Origin of the sequence: Ciceribacter lividus (assembly GCF_003337715.1) — a bacterium.
In the GTDB taxonomy this organism is placed as follows: domain Bacteria; phylum Pseudomonadota; class Alphaproteobacteria; order Rhizobiales; family Rhizobiaceae; genus Allorhizobium; species Allorhizobium lividum.
This window is the reverse complement of record NZ_QPIX01000006.1, coordinates 116,534-139,345: the sequence shown is the minus strand read 5'-3', so window position 1 is coordinate 139,345 and position 22,812 is coordinate 116,534. Positions and strand designations below refer to the sequence as shown.

18 protein-coding genes and 1 pseudogene are annotated in these 22,812 nt (G+C 60.6%); 14 read left to right on the top strand and 5 right to left on the bottom strand.

Annotated elements, in window-relative coordinates; all coding sequences use genetic code 11:
• Positions 1-19 precede the first annotated feature (19 nt).
• On the bottom strand, positions 20-1,000 hold the full coding sequence (locus DFR48_RS12140; protein ID WP_114363415.1) for a sugar-binding transcriptional regulator: 981 nt from the start codon (positions 998-1,000) through the stop codon (positions 20-22).
• Positions 1,001-1,479: 479 nt separating this feature from the next.
• Between DFR48_RS12140 and DFR48_RS12135 the strand changes: the two are divergent.
• Both DFR48_RS12135 and DFR48_RS12130 read left to right on the top strand, forming a co-directional pair.
• Positions 1,480-1,638 (top strand): annotated as a pseudogene (locus tag DFR48_RS12135) (glucose dehydrogenase); the annotation flags it as partial.
• A gap of 67 nt (positions 1,639-1,705) precedes the next feature.
• Positions 1,706-3,325, top strand: a complete 1,620-nt coding sequence (locus DFR48_RS12130) for an FGGY-family carbohydrate kinase (protein WP_114363414.1) — start codon at positions 1,706-1,708, stop codon at positions 3,323-3,325.
• Positions 3,326-3,535: 210 nt separating this feature from the next.
• On the opposite strand, the gene DFR48_RS12125 is transcribed toward DFR48_RS12130, so the two are convergent.
• Positions 3,536-4,459, bottom strand: coding sequence for an AraC family transcriptional regulator (locus DFR48_RS12125; protein ID WP_114363413.1), 924 nt, complete (start codon positions 4,457-4,459; stop codon positions 3,536-3,538).
• 201 nt (positions 4,460-4,660) lie between these two features.
• On the opposite strand from DFR48_RS12125, the gene DFR48_RS22360 reads away from it, so the two are divergent.
• The 3 genes from DFR48_RS22360 to DFR48_RS12115 all read left to right on the top strand — a co-directional run bounded on the left by DFR48_RS22360 (position 4,661) and on the right by DFR48_RS12115 (position 6,764).
• Positions 4,661-4,783, top strand: a complete 123-nt coding sequence (locus tag DFR48_RS22360) for a hypothetical protein (RefSeq protein ID WP_280956428.1) — start codon at positions 4,661-4,663, stop codon at positions 4,781-4,783.
• Between the two features lie 23 nt (positions 4,784-4,806).
• Positions 4,807-6,180, top strand: coding sequence for an alpha-glucosidase/alpha-galactosidase (melA, locus tag DFR48_RS12120; RefSeq protein WP_114363412.1), 1,374 nt, complete (start codon positions 4,807-4,809; stop codon positions 6,178-6,180).
• A gap of 281 nt (positions 6,181-6,461) precedes the next feature.
• Positions 6,462-6,764, top strand: a complete 303-nt coding sequence (locus tag DFR48_RS12115) for a cupredoxin domain-containing protein (RefSeq protein WP_114363411.1) — start codon at positions 6,462-6,464, stop codon at positions 6,762-6,764.
• 289 nt (positions 6,765-7,053) lie between these two features.
• On the opposite strand, the gene DFR48_RS12110 is transcribed toward DFR48_RS12115, so the two are convergent.
• Positions 7,054-8,595: an MFS transporter gene (locus DFR48_RS12110; protein WP_114363410.1), complete on the bottom strand. Its 1,542-nt coding sequence runs from the start codon at positions 8,593-8,595 to the stop codon at positions 7,054-7,056.
• Positions 8,596-8,760: 165 nt separating this feature from the next.
• On the opposite strand from DFR48_RS12110, the gene DFR48_RS12105 reads away from it, so the two are divergent.
• From DFR48_RS12105 to DFR48_RS12095, 3 genes are all read left to right on the top strand, one after another.
• On the top strand, positions 8,761-9,618 hold the full coding sequence (locus tag DFR48_RS12105; RefSeq protein ID WP_170141859.1) for a LysR family transcriptional regulator: 858 nt from the start codon (positions 8,761-8,763) through the stop codon (positions 9,616-9,618).
• 252 nt (positions 9,619-9,870) lie between these two features.
• A complete protein-coding gene (locus tag DFR48_RS12100) occupies positions 9,871-11,625 on the top strand; it encodes a thiamine pyrophosphate-binding protein (protein ID WP_114363408.1) in 1,755 nt (584 codons plus the stop codon).
• A gap of 78 nt (positions 11,626-11,703) precedes the next feature.
• Entirely contained in the window at positions 11,704-12,981 is a 1,278-nt protein-coding gene (locus DFR48_RS12095) for an NAD(P)/FAD-dependent oxidoreductase (RefSeq protein WP_114363407.1), read from the top strand.
• 73 nt (positions 12,982-13,054) lie between these two features.
• On the opposite strand, the gene DFR48_RS12090 is transcribed toward DFR48_RS12095, so the two are convergent.
• Complete coding sequence (locus DFR48_RS12090) at positions 13,055-13,987, bottom strand: LysR substrate-binding domain-containing protein (RefSeq protein WP_245415598.1); 933 nt, start codon at positions 13,985-13,987, stop codon at positions 13,055-13,057.
• Positions 13,988-14,080: 93 nt separating this feature from the next.
• On the opposite strand from DFR48_RS12090, the gene DFR48_RS12085 reads away from it, so the two are divergent.
• Positions 14,081-14,572 carry an Lrp/AsnC family transcriptional regulator gene (locus DFR48_RS12085; RefSeq protein ID WP_114363406.1) on the top strand — a complete coding sequence of 164 codons (492 nt, stop codon included), beginning with the start codon at positions 14,081-14,083 and terminating at the stop codon, positions 14,570-14,572.
• 26 nt (positions 14,573-14,598) lie between these two features.
• Here DFR48_RS12085 and DFR48_RS12080 read toward each other — a convergent pair whose 3' ends face one another.
• Positions 14,599-15,543 (bottom strand): LysR substrate-binding domain-containing protein, encoded by a 945-nt coding sequence (locus DFR48_RS12080; protein ID WP_245415597.1) that lies wholly within the window; start codon positions 15,541-15,543, stop codon positions 14,599-14,601.
• Positions 15,544-15,608: 65 nt separating this feature from the next.
• On the opposite strand from DFR48_RS12080, the gene DFR48_RS21950 reads away from it, so the two are divergent.
• From DFR48_RS21950 to DFR48_RS12060, 5 genes are read left to right on the top strand one after another with little or no spacing between them, the layout of a single operon-like run.
• Entirely contained in the window at positions 15,609-15,755 is a 147-nt protein-coding gene (locus DFR48_RS21950; protein ID WP_170141858.1) for a hypothetical protein, read from the top strand.
• The gene (locus tag DFR48_RS12075; protein WP_114363404.1) at positions 15,742-16,944 is read left to right on the top strand and encodes a pyridoxal phosphate-dependent aminotransferase; all 1,203 of its coding nucleotides are present in this window, start codon (positions 15,742-15,744) and stop codon (positions 16,942-16,944) included. Before DFR48_RS21950 ends, DFR48_RS12075 begins: the two co-directional genes overlap by 14 nt.
• A gap of 18 nt (positions 16,945-16,962) precedes the next feature.
• On the top strand, positions 16,963-18,465 hold the full coding sequence (amaB, locus tag DFR48_RS12070; protein ID WP_114363403.1) for an L-piperidine-6-carboxylate dehydrogenase: 1,503 nt from the start codon (positions 16,963-16,965) through the stop codon (positions 18,463-18,465).
• A gap of 23 nt (positions 18,466-18,488) precedes the next feature.
• A complete protein-coding gene (gene hglS, locus DFR48_RS12065) occupies positions 18,489-19,892 on the top strand; it encodes a 2-oxoadipate dioxygenase/decarboxylase HglS (RefSeq protein WP_114363402.1) in 1,404 nt (467 codons plus the stop codon).
• Positions 19,893-22,811: an FAD-binding and (Fe-S)-binding domain-containing protein gene (locus DFR48_RS12060; protein WP_114363401.1), complete on the top strand. Its 2,919-nt coding sequence runs from the start codon at positions 19,893-19,895 to the stop codon at positions 22,809-22,811.
• The last annotated feature ends 1 nt before the right edge of the window (position 22,812 follow it).

The following is a 22,812-nucleotide window of genomic DNA, read 5'->3' as shown; positions in this document are numbered from 1 at the left end:
GCGGGCCAAACGTCAGTGCTCAGGCGACGCCCGAGCCACCCTTGCCGAGCCCTTCTCGGCTCCAGCGATCGAGGAGCCGCCGTCCCATCGATTCGGTGACGACGAGATGCGAAGCGAAGCTGCCTTTCAACGCAGCCACCAGCGGCTCGAACTTGTTCTCTTCCTGCACGACCAGCATGCGCTTCTTGATCGCGCGAATGGAATCGAGGTCGGCGGATATGCAGCGGCGGTTGTGCTGGCAATCCATCCAATTGCCATCGCGGTCGATCAGTTGTCCGGCGATGACGCCAGCGGCGCCCATTTGCCCCAACCCATGCATGTCCTCCGGAGAAAGTGCACCGCACTTCACGAGATGGCTGTCGTCTTCGATTCCTCCGACTGAGTAGAGGGCCAACTGGCAGTCCGAAATGGTTGCCAGTTGCTCGCGGATGACCGGCTCGGCGCGCAGTTCATCAGCCAGCCGTTCCGAAGAGAGAACCAGAGGTGCATAGAGGTTGATGCCTTCGGCATTCAGGCGACGGGCAATTTCCGTCGTGCACTGGTCGGGGCGATAGGAATAGGGTGCACCAAGATTGCCGCAAAGCTGCACGACGGTGACACCCCGAAGGTCCGCGAACGGCATGACATCGGCGATATGATAGACGGTGCGGCCCCATGCCACGCCGATCCGGTCACCTTTGTTGATGAGTTCCAGAAAGACCGACGCCGCCACCACCGGCATCTCCGCTGCGGGATCGAGCGCCTGCCGGTCCTCCGGCACGATCCAGACGGACGTCAGTCCCGTCGCGTCCTCGAGTTCTCGGGCCAGAACGTCGTTGGAGAAGAGTTCCGACGAGGTGGTGATCGTCACGATGCCCATCTCTCGCGCGCGCCGCAGATACATTGCAATTGAGGCGCGGGAGATCTCGAGCTTCTGGGCGACTTCGTCCTGGCGCAGGCCATGGGCGTAGTAGAGCCAGGCGGCCTTGTGGATGATCTGATCAGCGGCACGGATGGGCATGGTGGCCTTTCATGAATTGATTTTGACATTATTCATTATTGCTGACAAAAGTCAACAGAATGTCTCGGGCAGTCCTTCGGCACTGTCTATCACGGACGACTTCTCCCCTTCTGTAAGGCATGGGGTGGACTTTCCGCTCGCCGTTGCAGCGAGGCTCTCCACCTCGAGAAATCATAGCAGCCGGCGCCGTCCGGCGCTTGCTTGAGGAGATGGGCCTTGCGCCGGCCGGCGCCGACCAGATCAAGCGGTTCCAGTGAGTGAACTCAGCCGGCGAGCGTGAATGGATATTTGCTCCCGCTGAAGCAGGCCGAAGGGCGGTGGACGTTTGTGAAACATCATCATCTTCTTCTTTGCCGGTCGTCCTCATCCACGAATCACTTCTTTCAGAACCACCTCGACATCAAGAAGCGAAAGTGGCAATTGATGCTTCTTCGATTGAGCGACGATACACAATCGACGAGGTTGGTTGACGAGGAAGGGTCGACGACTGGCCGAGGGCCAAGATGGAGGAGGCGCTCGTCAACGGCAGCCTGATGATGCCGAAAGAGGTGGCGGATGCCGTCCTCTTCATGCTGACCAGGCCGCGCAACGTGACCATCCGCGATCTGGTGATCCTGCCGAACAGCGTCGACCTGTGACCGACATCAGCTTCAAGCCCATGACCTTTCGATGTTTCGAGCCGTGACGATGACCGAGGAGGAAACCATGTCAGCGACAGGAGACGCGCGCCACGTCATCGGCGTCGATGTCGGCACCGGCAGTGCGCGTGCCGGGCTCTTCGATCTTTCCGGCAATATGCTCGCCGTCGCCAAGCGTGACATCTCTCTTTTCCGCGAGGCGGGCGCGATCGTCGAGCAATCGAGCACGGAAATCTGGAATGCGGTCTGTGCGGTCGTCCGCGAGGTCGTGGCGTCCGCCAAGGTCGATCCCGCCTCGGTGATCGGCATCGGTTTCGATGCGACGTGCTCGCTGGTCGTCCTCGGTGAGGGCGGTGTGTCGCTCGCAGTCGGTCCTTCCGGGGATCCGGACCGCGACATCATCGTCTGGATGGATCACCGAGCCATCGAGCAGGCCGAGCGCATCAATGCTCTCGGCCACGATGTCCTGCGCTATGTCGGCGGGCGGATTTCACCGGAAATGGAAACGCCGAAGATCCTGTGGCTCAAGGAGAACAGGCCGGAGACCTTCAAAGACGCGTGGCAGTTCTTCGACCTCGCCGACTTCCTTACCTGGAAGGCGACGGGTGATCTGTCGCGCTCGACCTGCACCGTCACCTGCAAATGGACCTATCTCGCGCATGAGCAGCGTTGGGACGCGAGCTATTTCGAGCGGATAGGCCTTTCCGAACTCGCCGCCGAAGGCTTCGAGCGCATCGGCAGGCGGATCGTCGCGCCCGGCACGAGACTGGGTGAGGGGCTGACGGAAGACGCTGCCCATGCCATGGGACTGAAGCCGGGAACCGCGGTCGCGGCGGGCATGATCGATGCCCATGCCGGCGGCATCGGCACGGTGGGTGTCGGCGGTCGTCCGACCGAAAACCTCGCCTATGTCTTTGGCACCTCATCCTGCACCATGACCTCGACGGAGGCGCCGGTCTTCGTGCCCGGCGTCTGGGGACCCTATTATTCGGCGATGGTCCCGGGCATGTGGCTGAACGAGGGTGGGCAGAGTGCTGCCGGTGCCGCAATCGACCAGTTGCTCTCCTTCCACCCGGCCGCTGCCGAGGCGAATGCACAGGCCCGCGAGCGCGGCATTGCCCTTCCCGTTCTGATGGCCGAGGCGGTAGGGGGCAAGATCACAACGCTGTCCGACGCCGTCGATCTGGCCGGAGATATCCACGTCGTGCCGGAATTCCTCGGCAACCGGGCGCCGTTTGCCGATCCACATGCCCGTGCGGTGATCGCCGGGCTCGGCATGGAGCGGGATTTCGACAACCTCGTCGCGCTTTACGTGGCCGGCCTCTGCGGGATCGGTTACGGGCTTCGGCAGATCATCGAGACCCAGGCGCAGGCAGGCGCCTCTGTCGAGCGCGTGGTGATCAGCGGCGGGGCGGGTCAGAGCGACCTCGTTCGCCAGCTTCTTGCCGACGCCTGCGGCAAGCCGGTCGTGGCGCCGCGGGCGGAGGAGCCCGTGCTGCTCGGCTCCGCCATCCTCGGCGCAGTCGCATCCGGCGTCTTCACCGACATGCCGTCGGCAATGCAGGCATTGTGCGGTGTCTCCGGCACCTGCGAGCCGGCTGGCGGTGCGATTGCCGATACGCATGAAAGGCGCTTTCGCGCGTTTGAGCAGCTTCAGGCCTGCGCGCGCGCATTGAGGGCAGGCTGAGCGCCGACACCGACGTTTCGCCACAGGAAGCCGGTCAGAGCCGCCGTTCCGTCTCCGCATCGAAGAGGTGCAACTGCGACGAAGCGAAATCGAGGCTGACACGACGGAAAGTGCCCGCTGATTTCCTCCTTGCCGCAGCGGTATCGGCGACATTGATGCGACGAGTGTGATCAGGACGATGGCCGTCTTCGCCCCGATCAGCGAGCCCGGTCAGCCTGCCGGGGCGGCTTGCCGCCTCTTGCCTGCCGTCGGGCTCGCGACGCTCGCATACATGCCGCTGGTCCTGAAATCGCTCGGGTTCGTGCCGTAGAGCCGGCGGAAGACCTTTGAAAAGTAGTTCGGGTCGTCGAAGCCGCAGAGGGCGGAGACTTCCTTGATCGGCATCTCAGCCGCCTTGGTCAGCAGCCTCGCCGCCCGCCGAAGGCGTTTCTGCAGGACGAATTCCGCCGGCGGCAGACCCTCGCTGGCGGTGAAAATGCGCGAGAAATGGGCTCGGCTCAAGCCCGCAACGGCCGCGAGCTCGCCGACCGTGAGACCCTGATCGAGGTGGTTCTCGATATGGCTGAGGACGTGCTGGAGGGCGCGGTAATCCTGGGCGAACGTCGGATGAGAGCCGAAGACGTCGTCATAGAGGGCCATCGCGGCCTCGTAGGCGATCGCAGACGCCGCTCCCGGTGTTTCCGCCCCGGTCACCAGCCGGTGACAGCAATGCGCCAGTTGATCGATCGTATCGGGCTTCAGCCGCAGGATGGGGCCGGTCATCGCGAGGATGGAGCGATGGATGCGCAGTGCCTCCTCGCCGTTCATGGAGATCCAGAAGAATTCCCAGGTCTCATTCCTTTCCAGCCAGTAGCGGTGATTGTGCGGGACGAGCAGAAGCAACGTCTCACCCGGCCGAACGTGCATCGTCCGGTTTTCGTAGTGCAGGTTTCCCCGCCCGCCGATGGTGTGTTGCAGGACGGTGAAAGGGGCGAGGCCGCGCTTGCGTCCGTCCCAGTCATAATCTCCCCCGCGCCGGATCTCGTAACCGCAGCTGGTCGGCATGGTGTGCAGGCTCTGGCGCCCCCTGGGGAGTGACACGGTGCGGCTTGCCGGCCCGAAGTCGAGAAGATTCTGCAGCACAAAATTACCCATGATAGCACAATCCTTCTCTGGCCCCGCCCGGGAATATACGCATAATCGCCGTCACAGGAGAAGTCGGAGAGCGAGTTTCCGAAAGGGAACACCGAGGAATTACCGGATTTCAGGCCTGTCTGCTGCACGCCGCCGACGAATCGTCATCCTGCAATTGTCGTCGTCGGTCGTGGTCTGATCTCCGCAAGAAGGGTGTGACGAGTGAGATTCAAAATCGCTATCATGGGGGCCGGCCGTATCGGCCTCACCAAGGAGCTTGCCGCCGACATTCTTTGTGTTCGCGAATTCCAAGACGTGGAACTCGCCCTGACCGATATCGCATGATTTCCCATTGCCGGAGGTAAGACATGGCAGGACATCCCAAGATCACGTTCATCGGTGCGGGCTCGACGGTGTTCATGAAGAACATCATCGGCGACGTGTTGCAGCGCCCGGCGCTCGCCGGCGCGACGATCGCGCTGATGGATATCGATCCGCAACGGCTCGAAGAGAGCGCGCTCGTCGTCAACAAGCTGATCGCCACGCTGGGGGTGAAGGCGAGGGCGGAGACCTATAGCGACCAGCGCAAGGCGCTCGCCGGTGCCGATTTCGTTGTCGTCGCCTTCCAGATCGGCGGCTACGAGCCCTGCACCGTCACGGATTTCGAGGTCCCGAAGAAATACGGGCTCCGCCAGACGATCGCCGACACGCTCGGGGTGGGCGGGATCATGCGGGGCCTGAGAACCGTGCCGCACCTCTGGAAGATCTGCGAGGACATGCTTGCGGTCTGCCCCGACGCGATCATGCTGCAATATGTGAACCCGATGGCGATCAATACCTGGGCGATTGCGGAGAAATACCCGGAGATCCGCCAGGTGGGACTTTGCCATTCCGTGCAGGGCACGGCACATGAACTGGCCCACGATCTCGACATCCCATATGAGGAGATCCGCTACCGCTCGGCCGGCATCAACCACATGGCGTTCTTCCTGGAGTTCGAGCACCGCCAGGCGGACGGCAGCTATCGCAATCTCTACCCGGAACTGGTGCGCGCCTATCGTGAGGGGCGGGCGCCGAAGCCCGGCTGGAACCCGCGCTGCCCGAACAAGGTGCGCTACGAGATGCTGACGCGGCTCGGCTATTTCGTGACCGAGAGTTCGGAGCACTTCGCCGAGTATACGCCCTACTTCATCAAGGAGGGGCGCGAGGACCTGATCGAGAGGTTCGGTATTCCGCTCGACGAATATCCGAAACGCTGCGTCGAGCAGATCGAGCGCTGGAAAGGCCAGGCAGAGGCCTATCGCTCGGCCGAGACGATCGAGGTCAGCCCGTCGAAGGAGTATGCCTCGTCGATCATCAACTCGGTCTGGACTGGCGAACCTTCTGTCATCTACGGCAATCTGCGCAATAACGGCTGCATTGCCTCGCTGCCCGACAATTGCGCGGTGGAGGTGCCGTGTCTCGTGGACCGCAGCGGCATCCAGCCGACGTCCGTCGGCACGCTGCCGCCGCAGCTGACCGCGCTGATGCGCACCAACATCAATGTCCAGGAGCTGACGGTCGCCGCCCTGATGACGGAAAACCGCGAGCACATCTTCCATGCCGCGATGATGGACCCGCACACCGCCGCCGAACTCGACCTCGACCAGATATGGTCGCTCGTCGACGATCTCCTCCTCGCCCACCGGGAATGGTTGCCCGGCTGGACACAGTCGCCAATCCGGCACGCGAAGGCGAGCTGACGCGGTCCGGTTTCGGTCGCATTGCCTGAGCGGCCTGTTTCATGGGCCGCTCGAGCGTCTGAAAGCCAAGGTCGAGATGGTGTACCAGCACGGCGTTGGTTGATCGCGTGATGTCGATCCTACCGGCACGGACGATTGAGTGCTATCCTGCTGCGTACTAAGGGGTGGCCTTGTGCTGCTCGCCAAGTGATACCTTGTCGGCGTAGCCGTCACCGGCCTTGTCGAAGAAAGATCCGGGCGGCAGGATATCGCTACCTCACTGGACGAGGAGGAACAATCAGATGCGCATTGCTCTTACGTTTGTCATGCTTGTCCTTGCGCTGCCGGCCTATGCCGCGGGTCACACGGTCCAAATCAAGGGAATGAAATTCAGTCCGGCGAGGCTTCAAGTCGCGGTCGGCGACACTGTCACCTTTACCAACGCCGATTCCATCCGCCATACAGCCACCGCACTGGACGGTTCGTTCGACACTGGAAGACTTGCTACAGGCAGGACTGCGACCGTGAAGATTACCGTCGCCGGCAAGCACGATTTCAGGTGCATGATTCACCCGTCGATGACAGGCGCCATCACGGCGAAATAGCGGCCCGGGACGACTGACGGATTTTGCCTGTTGCAGCCCCGGCTTCGATTCCGATGAGCGCATCAAACGGCTCTCTGTGATCCCGATTCGACCAGATCTAACCATCGGTGCTAAACGCCATGGCTGTCCCATTTGCCACGTGTTCCTCATCATTCGGCGACAGCCATGGTCTTGGCCGGCAGGGCGAAGGCCCGAACAGCCTTACGAGGACACCTGCGGCGGCGAACCAAAGGTAATTTGCCCGCCCTCGGAGGTTCCGCTTCGACTGCACCGCAGGACCTGCTAGAGGCTATTTGGTGCATGGCACTGTCTCGCCTGTCTGCGGCGTGGTGCCTGGGCGACATGTCCGATGCCGGAACACGAGAAAGCTGAAGAGAGCGAGCCCCCAGGCGCCAACGCCGCCGTAGAGCATCACCCAGCCAAAGCCCTGGGCGAGAGCTTCGTGGATCAAGGCGCCGGAACGTTCCGGGACAGAACCGACACTGCTGGCCGCAATCCTCTTTGCAAGAGAACGCAGATGCGCTGTATCCGATGGCGTCGGCAGTGCGTCCTTAAGATGTGCGAGCACACCGCTGACCAGGATGAAGCCCATGATCGCGATGTTGAGCGCAAGCGAGATCATCCTGGCGCTCATGTCGATGCCAGACGCCATTCCGACGCGCTCACTCGGTACTGAGCCAGTCGTGGTGTTGGTGACAGGCGTGTTGGTCAAGCCCAGCCCGACGCCGGCGAGCACACAGCCCGGCAACATCGTTAGCCAACTCGCCGGAGTCGCCGCACTGCCCAGCTTCATCAGGATGAAGCCGAGGCCGATCGTGAACAGACCGGCGGGAATGATGGCACCAGGCTGGTATCGAAGCGAAAGCCTCTCGGCAAGCGGCGGCACGACGAGCGTCGGAAGCGTGTATGCGAGCAATGCCAGACCAGCCGAGACACTGTCGTAGCCGAGTCCCGCCTGAAACCAGATTGGCAGATAGATCATGAAAGGCCAGAAGCTGATATTCATCGCCACCGAGCCGATAATGGCGCCGGAGAACGCGCGAATGCGAAAGACCGAGAAGGCGAACATCGGCCGCTGGCTGGTCTTTTCGGCTACGAGGAAGGCGATGAAGCTTCCGATCGAAATCCCGATAACGCTAAGGGCTGCCGTGCTGGTGAAGCCCAGTTCCGGTCCCTGCGTAATGAAGAAGGCGAGAAAGAAGACGGACAGCGACAAAGTCGCCATGCCGGCGATGTCGAGGCTGCTTGCCTGCGGGTCTCTCGATTCCTGAACACCGCCGAGGGCGAGGATGAACGTCAGAGCGCCGAGCAGCACGTGGACGAGGAAAACCCACTCCCAGCTCGATACCGCAACGATCGCACCGCCGATGATCGGACCAAAACCGAGACCGATACCGAAGATGATCCCCCACCAGCCGAAAGCGACAGCGCGTGGCTGCCCCTCCCGGAACTGATGAGAGAGTATGGCGATCTGGCAGATCAGCATCGCGCCACCGCTGAGGCCTTGAAGGAACCGAGCGAGGATCAGCACTGAGACATTGCCGGTCAGCCCGCAAATCAGTGACGTGGCGCCAAATGCGGCGATGGCGATCAGGAAGATTCGTTTGCGCCCGTAGCGGTCGGCCAATGTTCCGATTGCCATCAGGACGGTCGTCACTGCGATGGTGTAGGCGTTCATAATCCATTGCAACTGCGGAAAATCAGCGTGCAGCACCTGCTCGAGTGTCGGCAGGATCGCCGGGATGCTGGAGATCTCCAGACCGAACATGAGTGAAGATAGGCAGACTGCAGCCAAAGCGATCGTGCTTCGGCGGGTGAAAGCTGGGATCATGGTTCGGCCTTTCGACGTTACGAGTGGCGACGGCGAAGTCCGGTGTTGACGTCACTGAAGCGTATCCGGCTCGCCTGCTGCAGTGCGGCTCAACATAGATGTCGCTTGATCATTCGAATATGGGATGATTTGATATTTCAAAGACAACAAAATCGGATGACTGGAATGACCGCTCTGGACATCGATGCCGTCAAGGCCTTCGTGACCATCGTAGACCACCGAAGCTTCACCCGCGCTGCAGAGGTGCTTGGCACCACGCAGGGCGCGATCAGCGTCAAGCTGAAGCGACTGGAGGAGCGTCTCGGCCTAAAGCTGATCGAGCGCACACCGCGGCTTGTGCGTTTGTCGGCCCAAGGCGCTGTGTTTCTCGACTCGGCGCGCGACCTGCTCGCGGCGCATGATCGCGCCATCGCGGGGCTCTCCTCGGTCCGCCGCCGGTTTTCACTCGGGATCGCCACCCATGTCGCAGGCCCGGAGATCCCGACGCTATTGGCACGCCTGAATGCGCACGATCCTGCGCTCACCATCGAAGTCAGGCTCGACAATTCACGCAATCTATTGGACGCATTCGATCGCGGCGATATCGATGCGGCGATCATTCGGCGAGAGGATGACCGGCGCGACGGCCAGGTGCTGGCACCGGAACATTTCGGCTGGTTCGCGACGCCGACCTTCGTTTATCGGGAAGGCGAGCCGCTACGTCTAGCCGCGCTGTCGCCATCCTGCGGCGTTCGCGACATCGCCACGCGCGCACTCGATGCGGCGGGAATCGCCTGGACGGAGGTATTCCTCGGGGGCGGCTCCTCTGTCGTCGCAGATGCGGTCGCTGCCGGTTTGGCTACCGCCGTTTTCTCCTGCCGGCTTGCCCCGGCCGGGACGATGGAAGTCACCGAGCGGTTTGGACTCCCTCCGCTTCCCTCTTCGGAGATCGTGCTGCTTTCCACGCTCTCTGATGCCAAATCCCGTCAGGCGCTCCGGACGCTTGCGACCGCCTTTCGCGAACATCGCCCACCGTCCGTATGAATGCCGGAATCGGCTCAACCCCCACGGCTGTCAGGCAGCGTATTTAATAGCGGTTCAAACCTGGAGCGGTTCATAATCGCAGCCGGATGAAAGTTCAGGGGCAGGTCCGTAGCGCCAAAATAGGATCCAGATGGCCAAGTTGTGGTGCCGCCAAATCGCCGGATCGTCAAACTTTATCCGCCAATCTGCCTGTAGGTGGCGGCAGGCGTTCCTCCTAGATTGCTGAAAAGGCGATTGAGGAACTGGTGAATCATGAAGGGTGCTGACATTCTTGTCGAAATGCTGATCGGCTATGGCGTGGACACGATTTTCGGGGTGCCCGGCGATACGAACGTGCCGCTCTACGAAGCCTTGCAGATGCGCGAGGACAGGATCACGCATGTCATGGCGCGCGACGAGCGCTCCGCCGGCTTCATGGCGGACGCCTATGGACGCTTCACGAACAAGCCGGGGATCGTGGAATGCCCGTCCGGCGCGGGCGCAATGTATTCGCTCCCGCCGATTGCCGAATCGAATGCGTCCTCCGTGCCGGTCATCCTGCTGACCATCGACATTCCGCTGCCCGGCGAAGGGCGCGGCGTACTGACCGAGCTCGACTGCGCCAGGCTCTTCGAGCCGGTGACCAAAATGTCTGTTCAGGTCAAGTCGGCGGAAAAACTGCCGGAAATCATTCGCCGCGCGTTCCGCGCAGCTTGCTCCGGAAAGCCCGGCGCGGTCCATTTGCAAATCCCGGAAGACATGTTGAAGGCGGATGTCGATCCCGCCCGAGTTTCGGTGCACATTGAGGAAGACTGCAAGACCTTCCCGGCATTCCCGACACGGCCCGCGCCCGGACTGGTGGAGAGCCTTCTCGAGAAGCTGTCTAAAGCCGAGCGTCCATTGATCGTTTCGGGCGGCGGCGTCATCCGCTCCTGTGCCGGCGACAATATTCTCGCCGTCGCCGAGCGGCTGAATATCCCGGTCTGCACGACCATGACTGGCCAGGGCACGATGCCCGACGACCACACCCTTTCCATCGGCGTGATTGGCGACAACGGGTATCACCCCCATGCAAACCGGGCGATGGAGGAAAGCGATTTCGTGCTTTTCGTCGGCTCGAAGATGGGATCTGTCGTCACCATCGGCTGGACCTTTCCGAAGATCACGCTGAACAAGCGCGTCGCACAGATCGACATCGATCCTGAAATCATGGCGAACAACTATGAAAACGTGATTTCGATCGCCGGCGATGCAAAGCTCGTGCTGAACGATCTGTTGACCGCCATACCCGGCAGCTTCACCGGAGAACACTATCAGCCGTGGATCGACCATCTCAACGAAATGCGCTCCAACTTCTGGGAAAATGCTGAAAGCCTTCTGAGCAAAAGCAGCGTTCCCCTGCGCCCCGAGCGGGCCGTGCGCTGCTTCAATCAGGCACTGGAAGCATCCGGCAAGCCGGCTTTGATCTATTCCGATGCCGGCACGCCGACCCCGCACATGACGCGTTTCCTGAAGATCAACGATCCCCGTACGCGGTTTGCCATCCCGCGCGCGTTTGGCGGATTGGGATCGGCACTTCCGGCAACGGTAGGGGCCTGGCGGGCTGATCCGACGCGGCGTCCTATCGGAATGTTCGGCGATGGCTCGTTCGGGATGACCGTTGGCGAACTGGAAACACTGGTGCGCCTGAAAATTCCGGCAATCCTGATCCTTTTCAACAATGGGCATTTTGGCTGGATCAAGGGGTTGCACCGTCTCAAGGGTCACAATCAGTGCTTCGGTGTCGATTTCACGCCGCCGCGCGGGCAGGCAATCGCAGAGGCGTTCGATCTCAAGGCATGGCCCGCGAAATCGGCGGACGAGCTCGACGACGCGCTTGCCAAGGCGTTCGCACATGAACAAGGACCCTGCTTCATTGACGTTCATGTCGAGTCGATTGCCGATCGCGTGCCGCCGGTCTATTCGTGGCTGACGAAACGCGGGCACGATCCTCTCAGCCTCGAGGCTGCCGAAATCCAGTATCTCTGACTTGAACTTGTGCCTGCGCAAGGCGCGCCACCAGGACTTGTGCAGCTCAAGAAAAGCAACAGGAAGAGCCAAGAGCCCATGAGCGTCACGGGAAAATCGATCATTGTCGTGGGAGCTGGCATGGTGGGCGTCAGCACCGCCCTCGAGCTTTCGAAACGCGGGGCGAAGGTCACGCTACTTGATAAAAGTGAGCCCGGCCGAGAAACGTCATACGGCAATGCCGGCGTTCTGGCGCGGTCTTCACTCATGCCGATCAACAATCCCACGCTGCTTTCGCAGCTCCCGGGTCTCATAGGAAATCGCGGGGCCGGCTTGCGCTATGATCCCTGGTTTCTGGCAGCCAATCTGAAATGGGCCGTACGCTTCATGCTTTCATCCCGGCCAAGCGTGTTTCGAAAGACAACGCAGGCGCTCGATTCGCTGATCCGGCTTTCCATCGAAAAACATTTGCAGCTTCTCGATCAAACCGGAATGCGGGGGCACCTTTCCGATCAGGGCTGGATCTTTCTGTACCGTGAGCAGGAGAGTTTTGAACGGACAGCCCTTTTGAGGCAAACGCTTGCCGCGCATGAAGTGCCTGTTTCGCACTTGCGCCCGCAGGAGATTTCCGAGCTGGAACCGGCGCTGATGCCGATTTTCAAGCACGGGCTCTGGATCAAGGGAAGTTATTCGGTGAATGATCCCGGCGCTATCGTCACCGGCTATGCCCGGCGTTTTGCCGAGACGGGTGGCGTCTTCGTTCAATCAGGGGTCGAGAGAATATCTGAAAACGACGACGGAACGGAAGCTCGCTTGAGTTCCGGTGAGACACTGCGTGCAGACAAGCTCATCGTCTGCCTTGGGCCCTGGTCGCGCAATTTCCTCAAGCAATCGGGCTACGATGTCACGATGGCCTACGAACGCGGCTATCATATGCATTTTTCCGGCGCTTCCCGCTCCGACCGGAAACGACTGACGCGGCCTGTCTACGATACCGGTGGCGGCTATGTGCTCGCCCCGATGACACAAGGTCTCCGCCTGACGACGGGGGTGGAACTCGCCGACTGCGACGCTCCAAAATCCGACCGGCAGCTGAAGCAGGCGGAAAAGGCGGCGCGTGAAGCCATTTTCCTGGGGGAACCGGTCCAGGACGAATCCTGGCTTGGCCGCCGTCCAACCTTTCCAGACAGCCGGCCGGCCATCGGTCTGGCACCATCGAGCCGCAATATCTATTTTGCCTTCGGACACCAGCATATCGGCTTTGCCACCGGCCCGGGTACGGCGCTTGTTCTCGCCGATCTCATGGAAGGTAAAACGCCGGCCATCGATGCGGCGCCGTTCAATCCGGAGCGTTTCATTACCCGCCGAGCTTCTTAAGCTTCCGGCCGGAAAAGGGTAGCGTGATTCCGGATCGCCGGATGCGTCGACATAGCGATGGACAATGAGCGTTTCAGACTGTCGGCGAGACGCTTCGGGCCGGTTTCAATCGCAGGCGTCTGGTTTCGGAAATAATCCAGTCGCGGAAATCCATCACGCGTTTTGAAACGCCCTTGTTCATCGGGTAGACGACAAAATAGCTGTAGCCGCTTGGCACCGGATCGCCAAACGGACAATGCAACTGCCCATCCCGCAACAGATCTTCGACCATGACCATGGGGACGACGGCCAGCCCCAGTCCCGAGACCGCAGCCTTGATGACCATGGTTGTTTGGGCGAAACGCGGGCCGAAAATCGGCCCTTCATGCGCCATCTTCATCGCTTCCAGCCAGCGCAGCCAGCTGTCGGGGCGGCGCGCGTTCTGAATTTTCTGAAATTTATTGTAGAGTTGCGGCTCCAGCTTCTCTCCCTTTGGTATCAGAGACGGGGCGGCGACAACCGTTATCATCTCTTCAAAAAGCTTGTAGGCATGCGCATCGGTCCATGCACCGCGGCCGCGCAGCACTGCGACATCGATGTTGTTCTCCGAAAAATCCGGGGTGTCCGTGGTCGGCACCATGTTGAATTGCGTATCGGGAAATCGCTTCATGAACCCGGCCATGCGGGGCACCAGCCACTGGCTGGCGAAACTGTCCTGAACGCCGATACGTGTTGCGTCCTGCAATTTGGAACCGCGCACCGCGTCGATGGAGGCCTCTTCCAACCCGTCAAGGTATTTTGTTATCGATTCCAGATAGTTGCGCCCCGCCTCCGTGAGCAGGAGACGCGGACCGATGCGTTCAAAAAGACGCACGCCGAGCAAGTTCTCCAGATTGCTGACCTGCCGGCTCACGCCGCTTTGGGTCAGTCCGATATCTTCGCCCGCGCGGGTGAAGTTGCGGTAGGTGGCCGCCGCTTCGAAAGCTGTCAGGGCTGTGAGAGAGGGAAGAAAGCGCCGCATAATCATGACTTATATACATGATAGAATGCGAATTCCACGGTTTTTGTCAGGATGGCTTCTTGGCAGTGTAATTGACAAAAAGCATGAGGGGTTCAGAACATGTATATTCGCAAGCGGGACGCGATCGACCGGAACCTGATCGCAGCACTCGAAGAAGACGCCAGAATTTCGACCTCGGAACTTGCCCGCAAACTGGGAGTGGCAAGATCGACGGTGAATGAGCGGATCGCCCGACTGGAGCGCGAAGGGGTGATCATGGGATATTCAGCCATCGTGCGGCCTGAACTCGATGTTCAGGAAACGCGCACCATGCTCTTCATCACGTGCAACCGGGCGCATTGGAGCCGGATCGTTTCGACGCTCGAATCCTATCCCGAAATTCACGAATGCGTCACCGTCAGCGGCAATTACAGCCTGATGTGCACGGTGCGTACACCGTGCGCGGAAGACCTCGATGCGCTCGTGGAAGAGGTCGCGGCGATTCCAGGTATCACGACCATCGACACGATGGTTGTACTCGCAAGCAAATTTGCTCGAAACGCCACGATTTCGGCGCCGCAACCCGCTCCGAGACTTCAACTCGCTTCATGAGCCCTGACTTGGCCAATACGGATACTCTAGAGTCTGAGGGGACGGCTGACCTGCTTGCGTATCCAGACTGAGAATTGCGTCGCCAGCGGCTTTCCCGCGCCGGCAGGCGTGGCAATGTAATAGTTACGCCCAAAGGTTTCCGGCAATGTCGAGACCTGACACAGCGCGCCGGACTGCAGTTCCTTCTCGATGAGATAGGTGGGCAGGATCGCGGCCCCTAGACCGGCAACCGCTGCGGCAATCACCAGCGCGAACTGGTCGAAATAACTTCCCTTGCGCACCGGGTGATCAACGCCCGGCATGGTCTGGCGAAATTTTTCCCATAGCAAGGGGCGGGAAGACAAATGCAGCAGCGGCATTTCGAATACATCTTCCGCACAGCTCAAGCCGAACCTTTCGACAAGCTGCGGCGCAGCAACCGCTACAAGCCCTTCCGGGCAAAGGGGGGTCAACTGCGCCCCCGGCCAGTCGTTCGGGCCTGTGTGAATGGCGAGGTCGATACCGCTTTCGGCAAATTCGAATGGTTCGGAACGGCTATAGACCACCAGTTCGAGATTCTCGCGTCCGCTCTTGAAGTCCGGCAACCGTGGCACCAGCCAGCGCGATCCGAATGTCGGCAAGACCGCGATCGACAGCAACTGGGTGGAACTGCCCGCCGCGACGGCATGCGCAATGGTCCGCCGCAAGCGGTCGAGATCGCCGAGCAGCTCCCCGGCAAAACTGCGCCCGGCGTCGGTGAGGCGGACGCCCCGGCCCTCGCGGCGGAAGAGGGCGACCCCGATCTGGTCTTCCAGCTCCTTCACATGCCTGCTGATCGCGCCCTGGGTCAGGCCGAGTTCTTCGGCTGCCGCCGTAAAACTCTCGTGCTTTGCCGCAGCTTCGAAGCAGCGAAGAACCGCAAGGCTTGGAAGATGCAGAGGCGTGTCCATGGCGAAGTTCCATTCATTACATATACTCATCGAAAAATGCATAAATGTGGCATTTTGTTCAAGCGTAAATTGGCTACGATCAGCTGGGTCAACGTCGTGAGGTGAACATGGAGAAGGTTGCTGTTCTTGGTCCTGGAAAGGTTGGCGCGTTGGCCGCCGAACTTCTGCTGGGAACCGGTTTCCTGAAGCAGGAAGATATCTCACTGGAAGCCTTCCTCAAGACGAAGAACGGAACCTGCTATGCCGGAAACTGAGGTACAAGCCGGAGCGGCCGGGTTCCGGCGCGCATCCCGGATCGCATCACTCGAAATATCCGAGATCGTTCAGCTTGCCGAACGGTCGGCCGTGCTGCGGGCCGAAGGCCGGGACGTCATTTCATTTGCAACGGGAGAGCCGGATTTTCCAACCCCGCAGCATGTCGTTGAAGGCGCCCATGCAGCGGCACTTGCCGGCAAGACGCGCTATCCGGCGACGGTCGGGACGCCTGAACTTCGCGCCGCCATTGCCAAAATCAATGGCGTCACCCCGAAAGAGGTGATCGTTTCGACAGGCGCCAAACAGGTTCTGGCCAATGCCATGCTGGCAACGCTTGAACCGGGCGACGAAGTGATCATGCCGGCTCCCTATTGGACCAGCTATTCCGACATCGTATCGATGGCCGAGGGCAGGCCGGTCGTCGTCCCGTGTCCGATGACGGAGGGTTTCAAGCTCTCCCCGGCCGCGCTCGAAGCCCAGATCACGCCGCGCACACGCTGGCTGATGCTCAATTCACCCTCGAACCCTTCCGGCGCGATTTATGGTCGGCAGGAGATCAAGGCGCTTGCGGAGGTTCTCGCGCGCTACCCCAATGTCTGGATCGTGGCGGACGAGATATACGAGCATCTGAATTTCGTCCCGTTTCATTCCTTCACCGCCGTGGCACCGGAGCTTTCTGAGCGGACGCTGATCGTCAATGGCGTTTCCAAGGCGTATTCCATGACCGGCTGGCGCATCGGCTGGGGCATCGGCCCGACCGAACTGATCAAGGCGATGGGCGCCGTGCAGGGTCAGATTACTTCCGGCGCCTGCTCGATCGCTCAGGCTGCGGCGCTTGCAGCTCTGACAGGAGATCAGGCGCTTCTGGACGACCGCCGCGCCACATTGCTGGCCCGGCGCGACAAGGTCGTCAGTGCGCTGAATGCCGTTCCCGGGATCGAATGCCCCGTTCCCGATGGCGCATTCTATGCTTTCCCCAATATCGAGGGCGCCATGGCGGCATGCGGATTTTCTTCCGACGCGGAATTCTGCGCATGGCTTCTCGACGAAGCGGGCATTGCGATTGTGCCCGGCCGCGCCTTTGGACTGCCCGGCCACGCACGGCTGTCATTCGCCTATTCAGACAAGGAACTTGATGCCGGCCTTGCCCGCATTTCCGCGACGGTTTCCAGCCGGATCGCCCAGTAATCTCGAAGGAGCCCAAAGATGAACCATCACGATATTCTCGCGGCGACTGGCTTGAGCGAGCAGGAACTCAACGGCGGTACGCTTGCCGTTTTCAGCCCCATCGACGGCGCCGAAATCGCCAAGGTCAAGGAAACGGCGGCGAGCGAAATGCCGGCCGTCATCGCCAAATCGCAGGCCGCCTTCAAGGCATGGCGCAAGCTTCCGGCGCCGCGCCGCGGCGAACTCGTGCGCATCCTCGGCGAGGAGCTGCGCGCTTCCAAGAAGGAACTCGGCGCGCTGGTGACGCTGGAAGCGGGCAAGATCGTCTCCGAGGGTCTCGGCGAAGTGCAGGAAATGATCGACATCTGCGATTTCGCTGTCGGCCTGTCGCGTCAGCTCTACGGCCTGACGATCGCCTCCGAGCGCCCCGGCCACAAGATGTCGGAAACCTGGCATCCGATGGGGCCTTGCGGCGTCATTTCCGCCTTCAACTTCCCCGTCGCCGTGTGGAGCTGGAATGCGGCGCTCGCTCTGGTTTGCGGCGATCCCGTCATCTGGAAGCCGTCTGAAAAGACGCCGCTGACGGCCATTGCCTGCATGAAGATCATGGATCGCGCAGTCAAGCGTTTTGGTGCGGATGCGCCGGAAGGCCTGGTTCAGCTCGTTATCGGCGGCGCCGAAATCGGCGAAGCACTCGTCGCCTCGAAAGACGTACCGATCATTTCGGCGACCGGTTCGACCCGCATGGGCGGCATTGTCGGCCCGAAGGTGATGGCGCGCTGGGGCCGTCCGATCCTCGAGCTTGGCGGCAACAACGCCATGATCGTCGCCCCCTCCGCCGACCTCGACATGGCCGTTCGCGCCATCGTGTTCTCCGCCGTCGGTACTGCCGGTCAGCGCTGCACCTCGCTTCGCCGCCTGATCGCGCATCATTCCATCCGCGAAGAACTGGTCGAGCGGCTGGCAAAGGCTTACGCATCGCTTCCCATCGGCGACCCGCGTCAGAGCACCACGCTCATCGGCCCGCTAGTCGATCATGGCGCACGCGACCGTATGCTGGCCCAGATCGAAAAGGCCAAGGCCGAAGGCGGCAAGGTTCAAGGTGGACGCACGGTGACCACGAATGTTCCGCAGGGCGGCGCCTATGTAGAGCCCGCACTCGTCGAGATGCCCCGGCAGACCGATACCGTTCGGGAAGAAACCTTCGCACCGATCCTCTATGTGCTCGGCTACGACACGCTGGAAGAGGCAATCGAAATTCAAAACGATGTACCGCAGGGGCTTTCCTCCTGCATCTTCACGCTCAATGTGCGCGAAGCCGAAACCTTCCTCTCCGCAGTCGGCTCCGACTGCGGCATCGCCAATGTCAATATCGGCCCGTCGGGTGCTGAAATCGGCGGTGCGTTCGGTGGTGAGAAGGAAACCGGCGGCGGCCGCGAATCCGGCTCGGATGCCTGGAAGGGCTACATGCGTCGGCAGACCTCCACCGTAAACTATTCTTCCGAACTGCCGCTCGCCCAGGGCGTGAAGTTCGACCTCTGAGAAACGGAACCGACAAGAATACCATGTCAAACCTCGTTCATTCCGACACTATCCGCACATTGTTTTCCAGCGCCATGTCCGACATGTACCGCAAGGAGGTCCCGCAATACGGCACGCTGATCGACCTGGTGCGCGACGTCAACGAAGCCGTCCTTGCCGCCGATCCCGCCTTGAAGACCCGGCTGGAAGCGGCGGACGAGCTGGAGCGCCTCGATGTTGAACGCCATGGCGCGATCCGGCTTGGAACCGCAGAAGAGCTGTTCAACATTCGCCGCATGTTTGCCGTCATGGGCATGTTTCCGGTCGGCTATTACGATCTCTCGGTCGCCGGTCTCCCAGTCCATTCGACGGCCTTCCGCCCCGTCGATGAGGCCGCGCTTGCACGCAATCCCTTCCGCGTCTTCACCTCGCTCATCCGGCTTGAGCTGCTGGAGGACCGCGGACTTGCGGAAGAAGCGGCGGGCATTCTCGCCAAGCGCAAGATCGTTACCGACCGCGCGCTCGAGCTGATCGCGACCGCCGAGAAGAACGGAGGCCTTACGGAAGAGCAAGCCAGGGAATTCGTGGCCGAAGCGCTGGAAACATTCCGCTGGCATTCTGAGGCGACCGTTTCGGCAAATACCTACAAACGGCTACATGACGCCCACCGCCTGATTGCAGATGTCGTCAGCTTCCGCGGCCCGCACATTAACCATCTGACACCGCGCACACTGGACATCGATGCGGTTCAAAAAGGTATGCCGGAGCGGGGCATTGCTCCGAAGGCCATCGTTGAAGGGCCGCCGCGCCGCAAGGCCGACATCCTGTTGCGTCAGACCTCTTTCAAGGCGCTCGAGGAAGAGGTCAATTTTGCCGGAGAGAATGGCGGCAACCAAGGCACCCACACCGCGCGTTTCGGCGAAATCGAACAACGCGGGATAGCTCTGACGCCGAAGGGCCGCGCCCTTTATGACGAACTGCTTGGCAAGACCCGCCGGGCGGTTGCCGTCGGCCGCAAGGGGGAGGACGCGTCTTCCTACGAAGCTGAACTCGAAAAGCAGTTCGAGGCATTCCCGGATGAATTTGAGACGCTTCGTCGCGAAAAGCTCGCCTATTTCCGTTATCGCGTGGCTCCGGGTGCAAGGTCTGACAAGCAAGTCTCGAGTCTCGAAGACCTTCTTGGCTCGGGTGCCTTGATCGCCGATCCGCAGGTTTATGAGGATTTCCTGCCGGTTTCCGCAGCAGGGATCTTCCAGTCCAATCTCGGTTCCGACGCGCAATCCAACTATTTGGAAAAAGCCAATCAGGCTGCATTCGAAGAAGCGTTGGGGGCACAGGTGATCTATGAGCTCGACCTTTATTCAAAAACAGAGGCCGACAGCCTGAAAGCGGCGCTGATGTCGCTCGGCCAGACACACCTGCTGACAAGTGTCGACAAGGCTGCCTGAATGAAGGCAATCCTGTCTGGCACGACAGACGACAGTAACCTCCAGCGCTTTCTCAAGGCGCTGGAGACTTGGCATTTTGGCGGCGAACTTGGATTGAGCCACGCCCAGCGCACGGTTTTCGCTACGGACAATTCCATCTACGAGCGTTTGCCCAAGGCGGTGCTTTTCCCGCGCGAGCCGGAAGACCTCAATCGGATCATGCGGGCCGCTCGAGAAACCCGAACCGCCATTGCGGCGCGCGGCGGTGGAACGGGCACGAACGGGCAATCGTTGAGCGACAGCGTCATTGTCGATTGTTCCCGTTATCTGAACCGCATTCTGGGGATAGATCCGGCAACTCGAACGGCGGTAGTGGAGCCCGGCGTCATCCTTGACGAACTGAACCGCGCCGCCGCGCCACATGGGCTCTTTTTCGGCCCGACGGTCTCCACCGCGTCTCGCGCGACGCTGGGCGGCATGGCGGCAACCGATGCATCCGGCAAGGGATCGCGGATTTTCGGCCGCACGTCCGATCATGTGCTTTCCATGGATGTCGTCCTCTCAGACGGAAGCGACTGGCAGGCTGCGCCGCTCGATGCGGAAGGATTTGCCGCCGTGTGTGAGCGTGACGATCTGCCCGGAGTACTGCACAGGAGCTTGCGGGATATTCTTGATGCCGAGACCGATGAGATAGCGCGTGTTTTCCCGATCATGAACCGGGGGCTCACCGGCTACAATCTGAAGGAAGTACGCGACGATCATGGTGTTTTTCGCCTTTCGAAACTGCTTTGCGGTTCGGAGGGTACACTGGCGCTGACCAAGCGCCTCAACTTGCGTCTCTTGAAGAAGAAGCCGCTGCGCGCGCTGATGGTCGTCGCCTATGACGATGCGATGGCCGCGCTTTCGGATGTCGAGCGGCTGGTGGCCGCCGATCCGGTTGCTGTCGAATTCATCGATGACAAAATTCTCGGGCTTGCACAGTCCGATCCGGTCTGGGCCGATATTGAAGCTGTGCTCTCCCATTCCGGAAAAGCCAAAGTCGGGGGATTGAATTTCGTCGAGGTGCAGGCCAACGATGACACCGAACTCGAGAGCGCCATCGAGAGGCTGGGAGCCATCTTTGAAAAACGGCCATCCTCCGTCCTCGATGAACGCGTGGTTCGCGACCCCCATGTGATCTCGCAGCTCTGGTCTCTGCGCGAAAAATGCGTCGGCCTTCTTGGCCGTATGGACAAGAGCCGGCAGGGAACACCCTTTGTCGAGGACGCGGCTGTGCCACCGCAAAACCTTGGGCCGTTCGTCAAAGGCTTCCGCGACATTCTCGATTCCCATGGACTGGCTTATGGCATGTTCGGCCATGCCGATGTCGGCTGCGTGCATGTTCGTCCGGCACTAGATATGCGCCGCCCGGATGACGCCGCGATGATCCGCAAGGTGTCGGATGCTGTCGCGGCACTGGCGCAATCCCACGGCGGCCTGATCTGGGGAGAACATGGCAAAGGCGTTCGCGGCGAATATGTGCCGATGGTTTTTGGGGCGAGGCTTTACGACGCCCTCTGCCGGATCAAGAATGTGTGCGATCCACATGGCATTCTCAATCCCGGCAAGATCGCGAACCCGAATCCGAAGCAGGCATTGAAGGCAATCGATGAAGTCCCCTTCCGAGGGAGCCGCGACGCGCAAATCGACAGCAAAATGCTCGGAGGATTTGAGCTTTCGGTCAGATGCAATGGCAACGGCCAGTGCTTCAACCGCAATTTCGACGACGCGATGTGCCCCTCCTACAAAGCGACCGGTGATCGAAGCAAATCGCCGAAAGGCCGTGCCGCGCTGATCCGCGAATGGTTGCGTCTGCGGTCGGATATAGAAAGCGGTGGCATTCGGGCCAACGGCGCAAGGCGGCTGCTTCCGGAACTTGAAGCCGCTCTCCATGAAAGCCTTTCGGATTGTCTCGGCTGCAAGGCCTGCGCATCGCAATGTCCGGTGAAGGTGGATATTCCCGCCATGCGTTCGCGCTTCTGGGCTTCCTATTACCAGCGCCACCGTCGGCCGCTGCGGCATTATCTTCTGGGTGGGCTGGAAACGCTCGGGCCGCTGATGCGTCTGTCGCCGGCTTTTACCAATGTGCTGATGCACATTTCAGGGCCGCTGTTGTCAGCAATGGGGTTGGTCGATCTTCCAAGAGTTTCCACTCCGAAATCGGCGCGCGGTGCCTTCAGGTGCCATGGGGCCAATGACAGGACGGTTGTTCTCGTTGAGGATACGTTTCTGGCGACTTTCGACGGCGCGGTGATCGACGCCTGCCAAGCGCTTCTGGAAAATCTGGGATATCGCGTCGTGAGAACCGCTCCTCTGCCAAACGGAAAGGCGCAGCACGTCCTGGGTTTCAAGAATGCATTTGAAAAGACAGCCGGCCGAAGATCGGCCGGCTTGGAAACCTTGGCGAAAGAAGGATATCCGCTGATCGGCATCGAACCTGTCGTGCAGGCAATGGAAAGCGATGAGTATGGTTCGCAAGAAGCCGGAAAAGTTGCGATAGTATCCATCGACCGCTTTCTGGAAGGCGAAATTCTCGCGGGCCGCATCCGGCGGCGAACCTCGCAGTCCGATAGAACCGACTTGCCGCTTTACCTTCATTGCACAGAAAAGGCCTCTGATCCGGGCAGCGCAAACCGATGGCAATCCATTTTCGCGGCGTTCGGGCTGTCTGTGAACCCGTTGGCGACCGGCTGCTGCGGCATGGCGGGCACTTTCGGCCATGAACGTGAACACGCTGAAATGTCGAGGAAGATTTATGACCTGTCGTGGCGTCAGCGGATCGAGGAAGGTAACGGCCCCGCGCTCGTTACCGGTTTCTCCTGTCGCTGTCAGGTGAAACGGTTTTCAGGCAAGCGCGCCCAACACCCCGTCGAGTTGCTCGCCGCCAAATCGAGCGGTTGAC

Excerpts from the sequence above, each read along its gene's own strand:
- DFR48_RS12140 (WP_114363415.1), bottom strand. The coding sequence starts at position 1,000 with ATGCCCATCCGTGCCGCTGATCAGATCATCCACAAGGCCGCCTGGCTC.
- DFR48_RS12130 (WP_114363414.1), top strand. The coding sequence starts at position 1,706 with ATGTCAGCGACAGGAGACGCGCGCCACGTCATCGGCGTCGATGTCGGC.
- DFR48_RS12125 (WP_114363413.1), bottom strand. The coding sequence starts at position 4,459 with ATGGGTAATTTTGTGCTGCAGAATCTTCTCGACTTCGGGCCGGCAAGC.
- melA (WP_114363412.1), top strand. The coding sequence starts at position 4,807 with ATGGCAGGACATCCCAAGATCACGTTCATCGGTGCGGGCTCGACGGTG.
- DFR48_RS12115 (WP_114363411.1), top strand. The coding sequence starts at position 6,462 with ATGCGCATTGCTCTTACGTTTGTCATGCTTGTCCTTGCGCTGCCGGCC.
- DFR48_RS12110 (WP_114363410.1), bottom strand. The coding sequence starts at position 8,595 with ATGATCCCAGCTTTCACCCGCCGAAGCACGATCGCTTTGGCTGCAGTC.
- DFR48_RS12105 (WP_170141859.1), top strand. The coding sequence starts at position 8,761 with ATGACCGCTCTGGACATCGATGCCGTCAAGGCCTTCGTGACCATCGTA.
- DFR48_RS12100 (WP_114363408.1), top strand. The coding sequence starts at position 9,871 with ATGAAGGGTGCTGACATTCTTGTCGAAATGCTGATCGGCTATGGCGTG.
- DFR48_RS12095 (WP_114363407.1), top strand. The coding sequence starts at position 11,704 with ATGAGCGTCACGGGAAAATCGATCATTGTCGTGGGAGCTGGCATGGTG.
- DFR48_RS12090 (WP_245415598.1), bottom strand. The coding sequence starts at position 13,987 with ATGATTATGCGGCGCTTTCTTCCCTCTCTCACAGCCCTGACAGCTTTC.
- DFR48_RS12085 (WP_114363406.1), top strand. The coding sequence starts at position 14,081 with ATGTATATTCGCAAGCGGGACGCGATCGACCGGAACCTGATCGCAGCA.
- DFR48_RS12080 (WP_245415597.1), bottom strand. The coding sequence starts at position 15,543 with ATGCATTTTTCGATGAGTATATGTAATGAATGGAACTTCGCCATGGAC.
- DFR48_RS21950 (WP_170141858.1), top strand. The coding sequence starts at position 15,609 with ATGGAGAAGGTTGCTGTTCTTGGTCCTGGAAAGGTTGGCGCGTTGGCC.
- DFR48_RS12075 (WP_114363404.1), top strand. The coding sequence starts at position 15,742 with ATGCCGGAAACTGAGGTACAAGCCGGAGCGGCCGGGTTCCGGCGCGCA.
- amaB (WP_114363403.1), top strand. The coding sequence starts at position 16,963 with ATGAACCATCACGATATTCTCGCGGCGACTGGCTTGAGCGAGCAGGAA.
- hglS (WP_114363402.1), top strand. The coding sequence starts at position 18,489 with ATGTCAAACCTCGTTCATTCCGACACTATCCGCACATTGTTTTCCAGC.
- DFR48_RS12060 (WP_114363401.1), top strand. The coding sequence starts at position 19,893 with ATGAAGGCAATCCTGTCTGGCACGACAGACGACAGTAACCTCCAGCGC.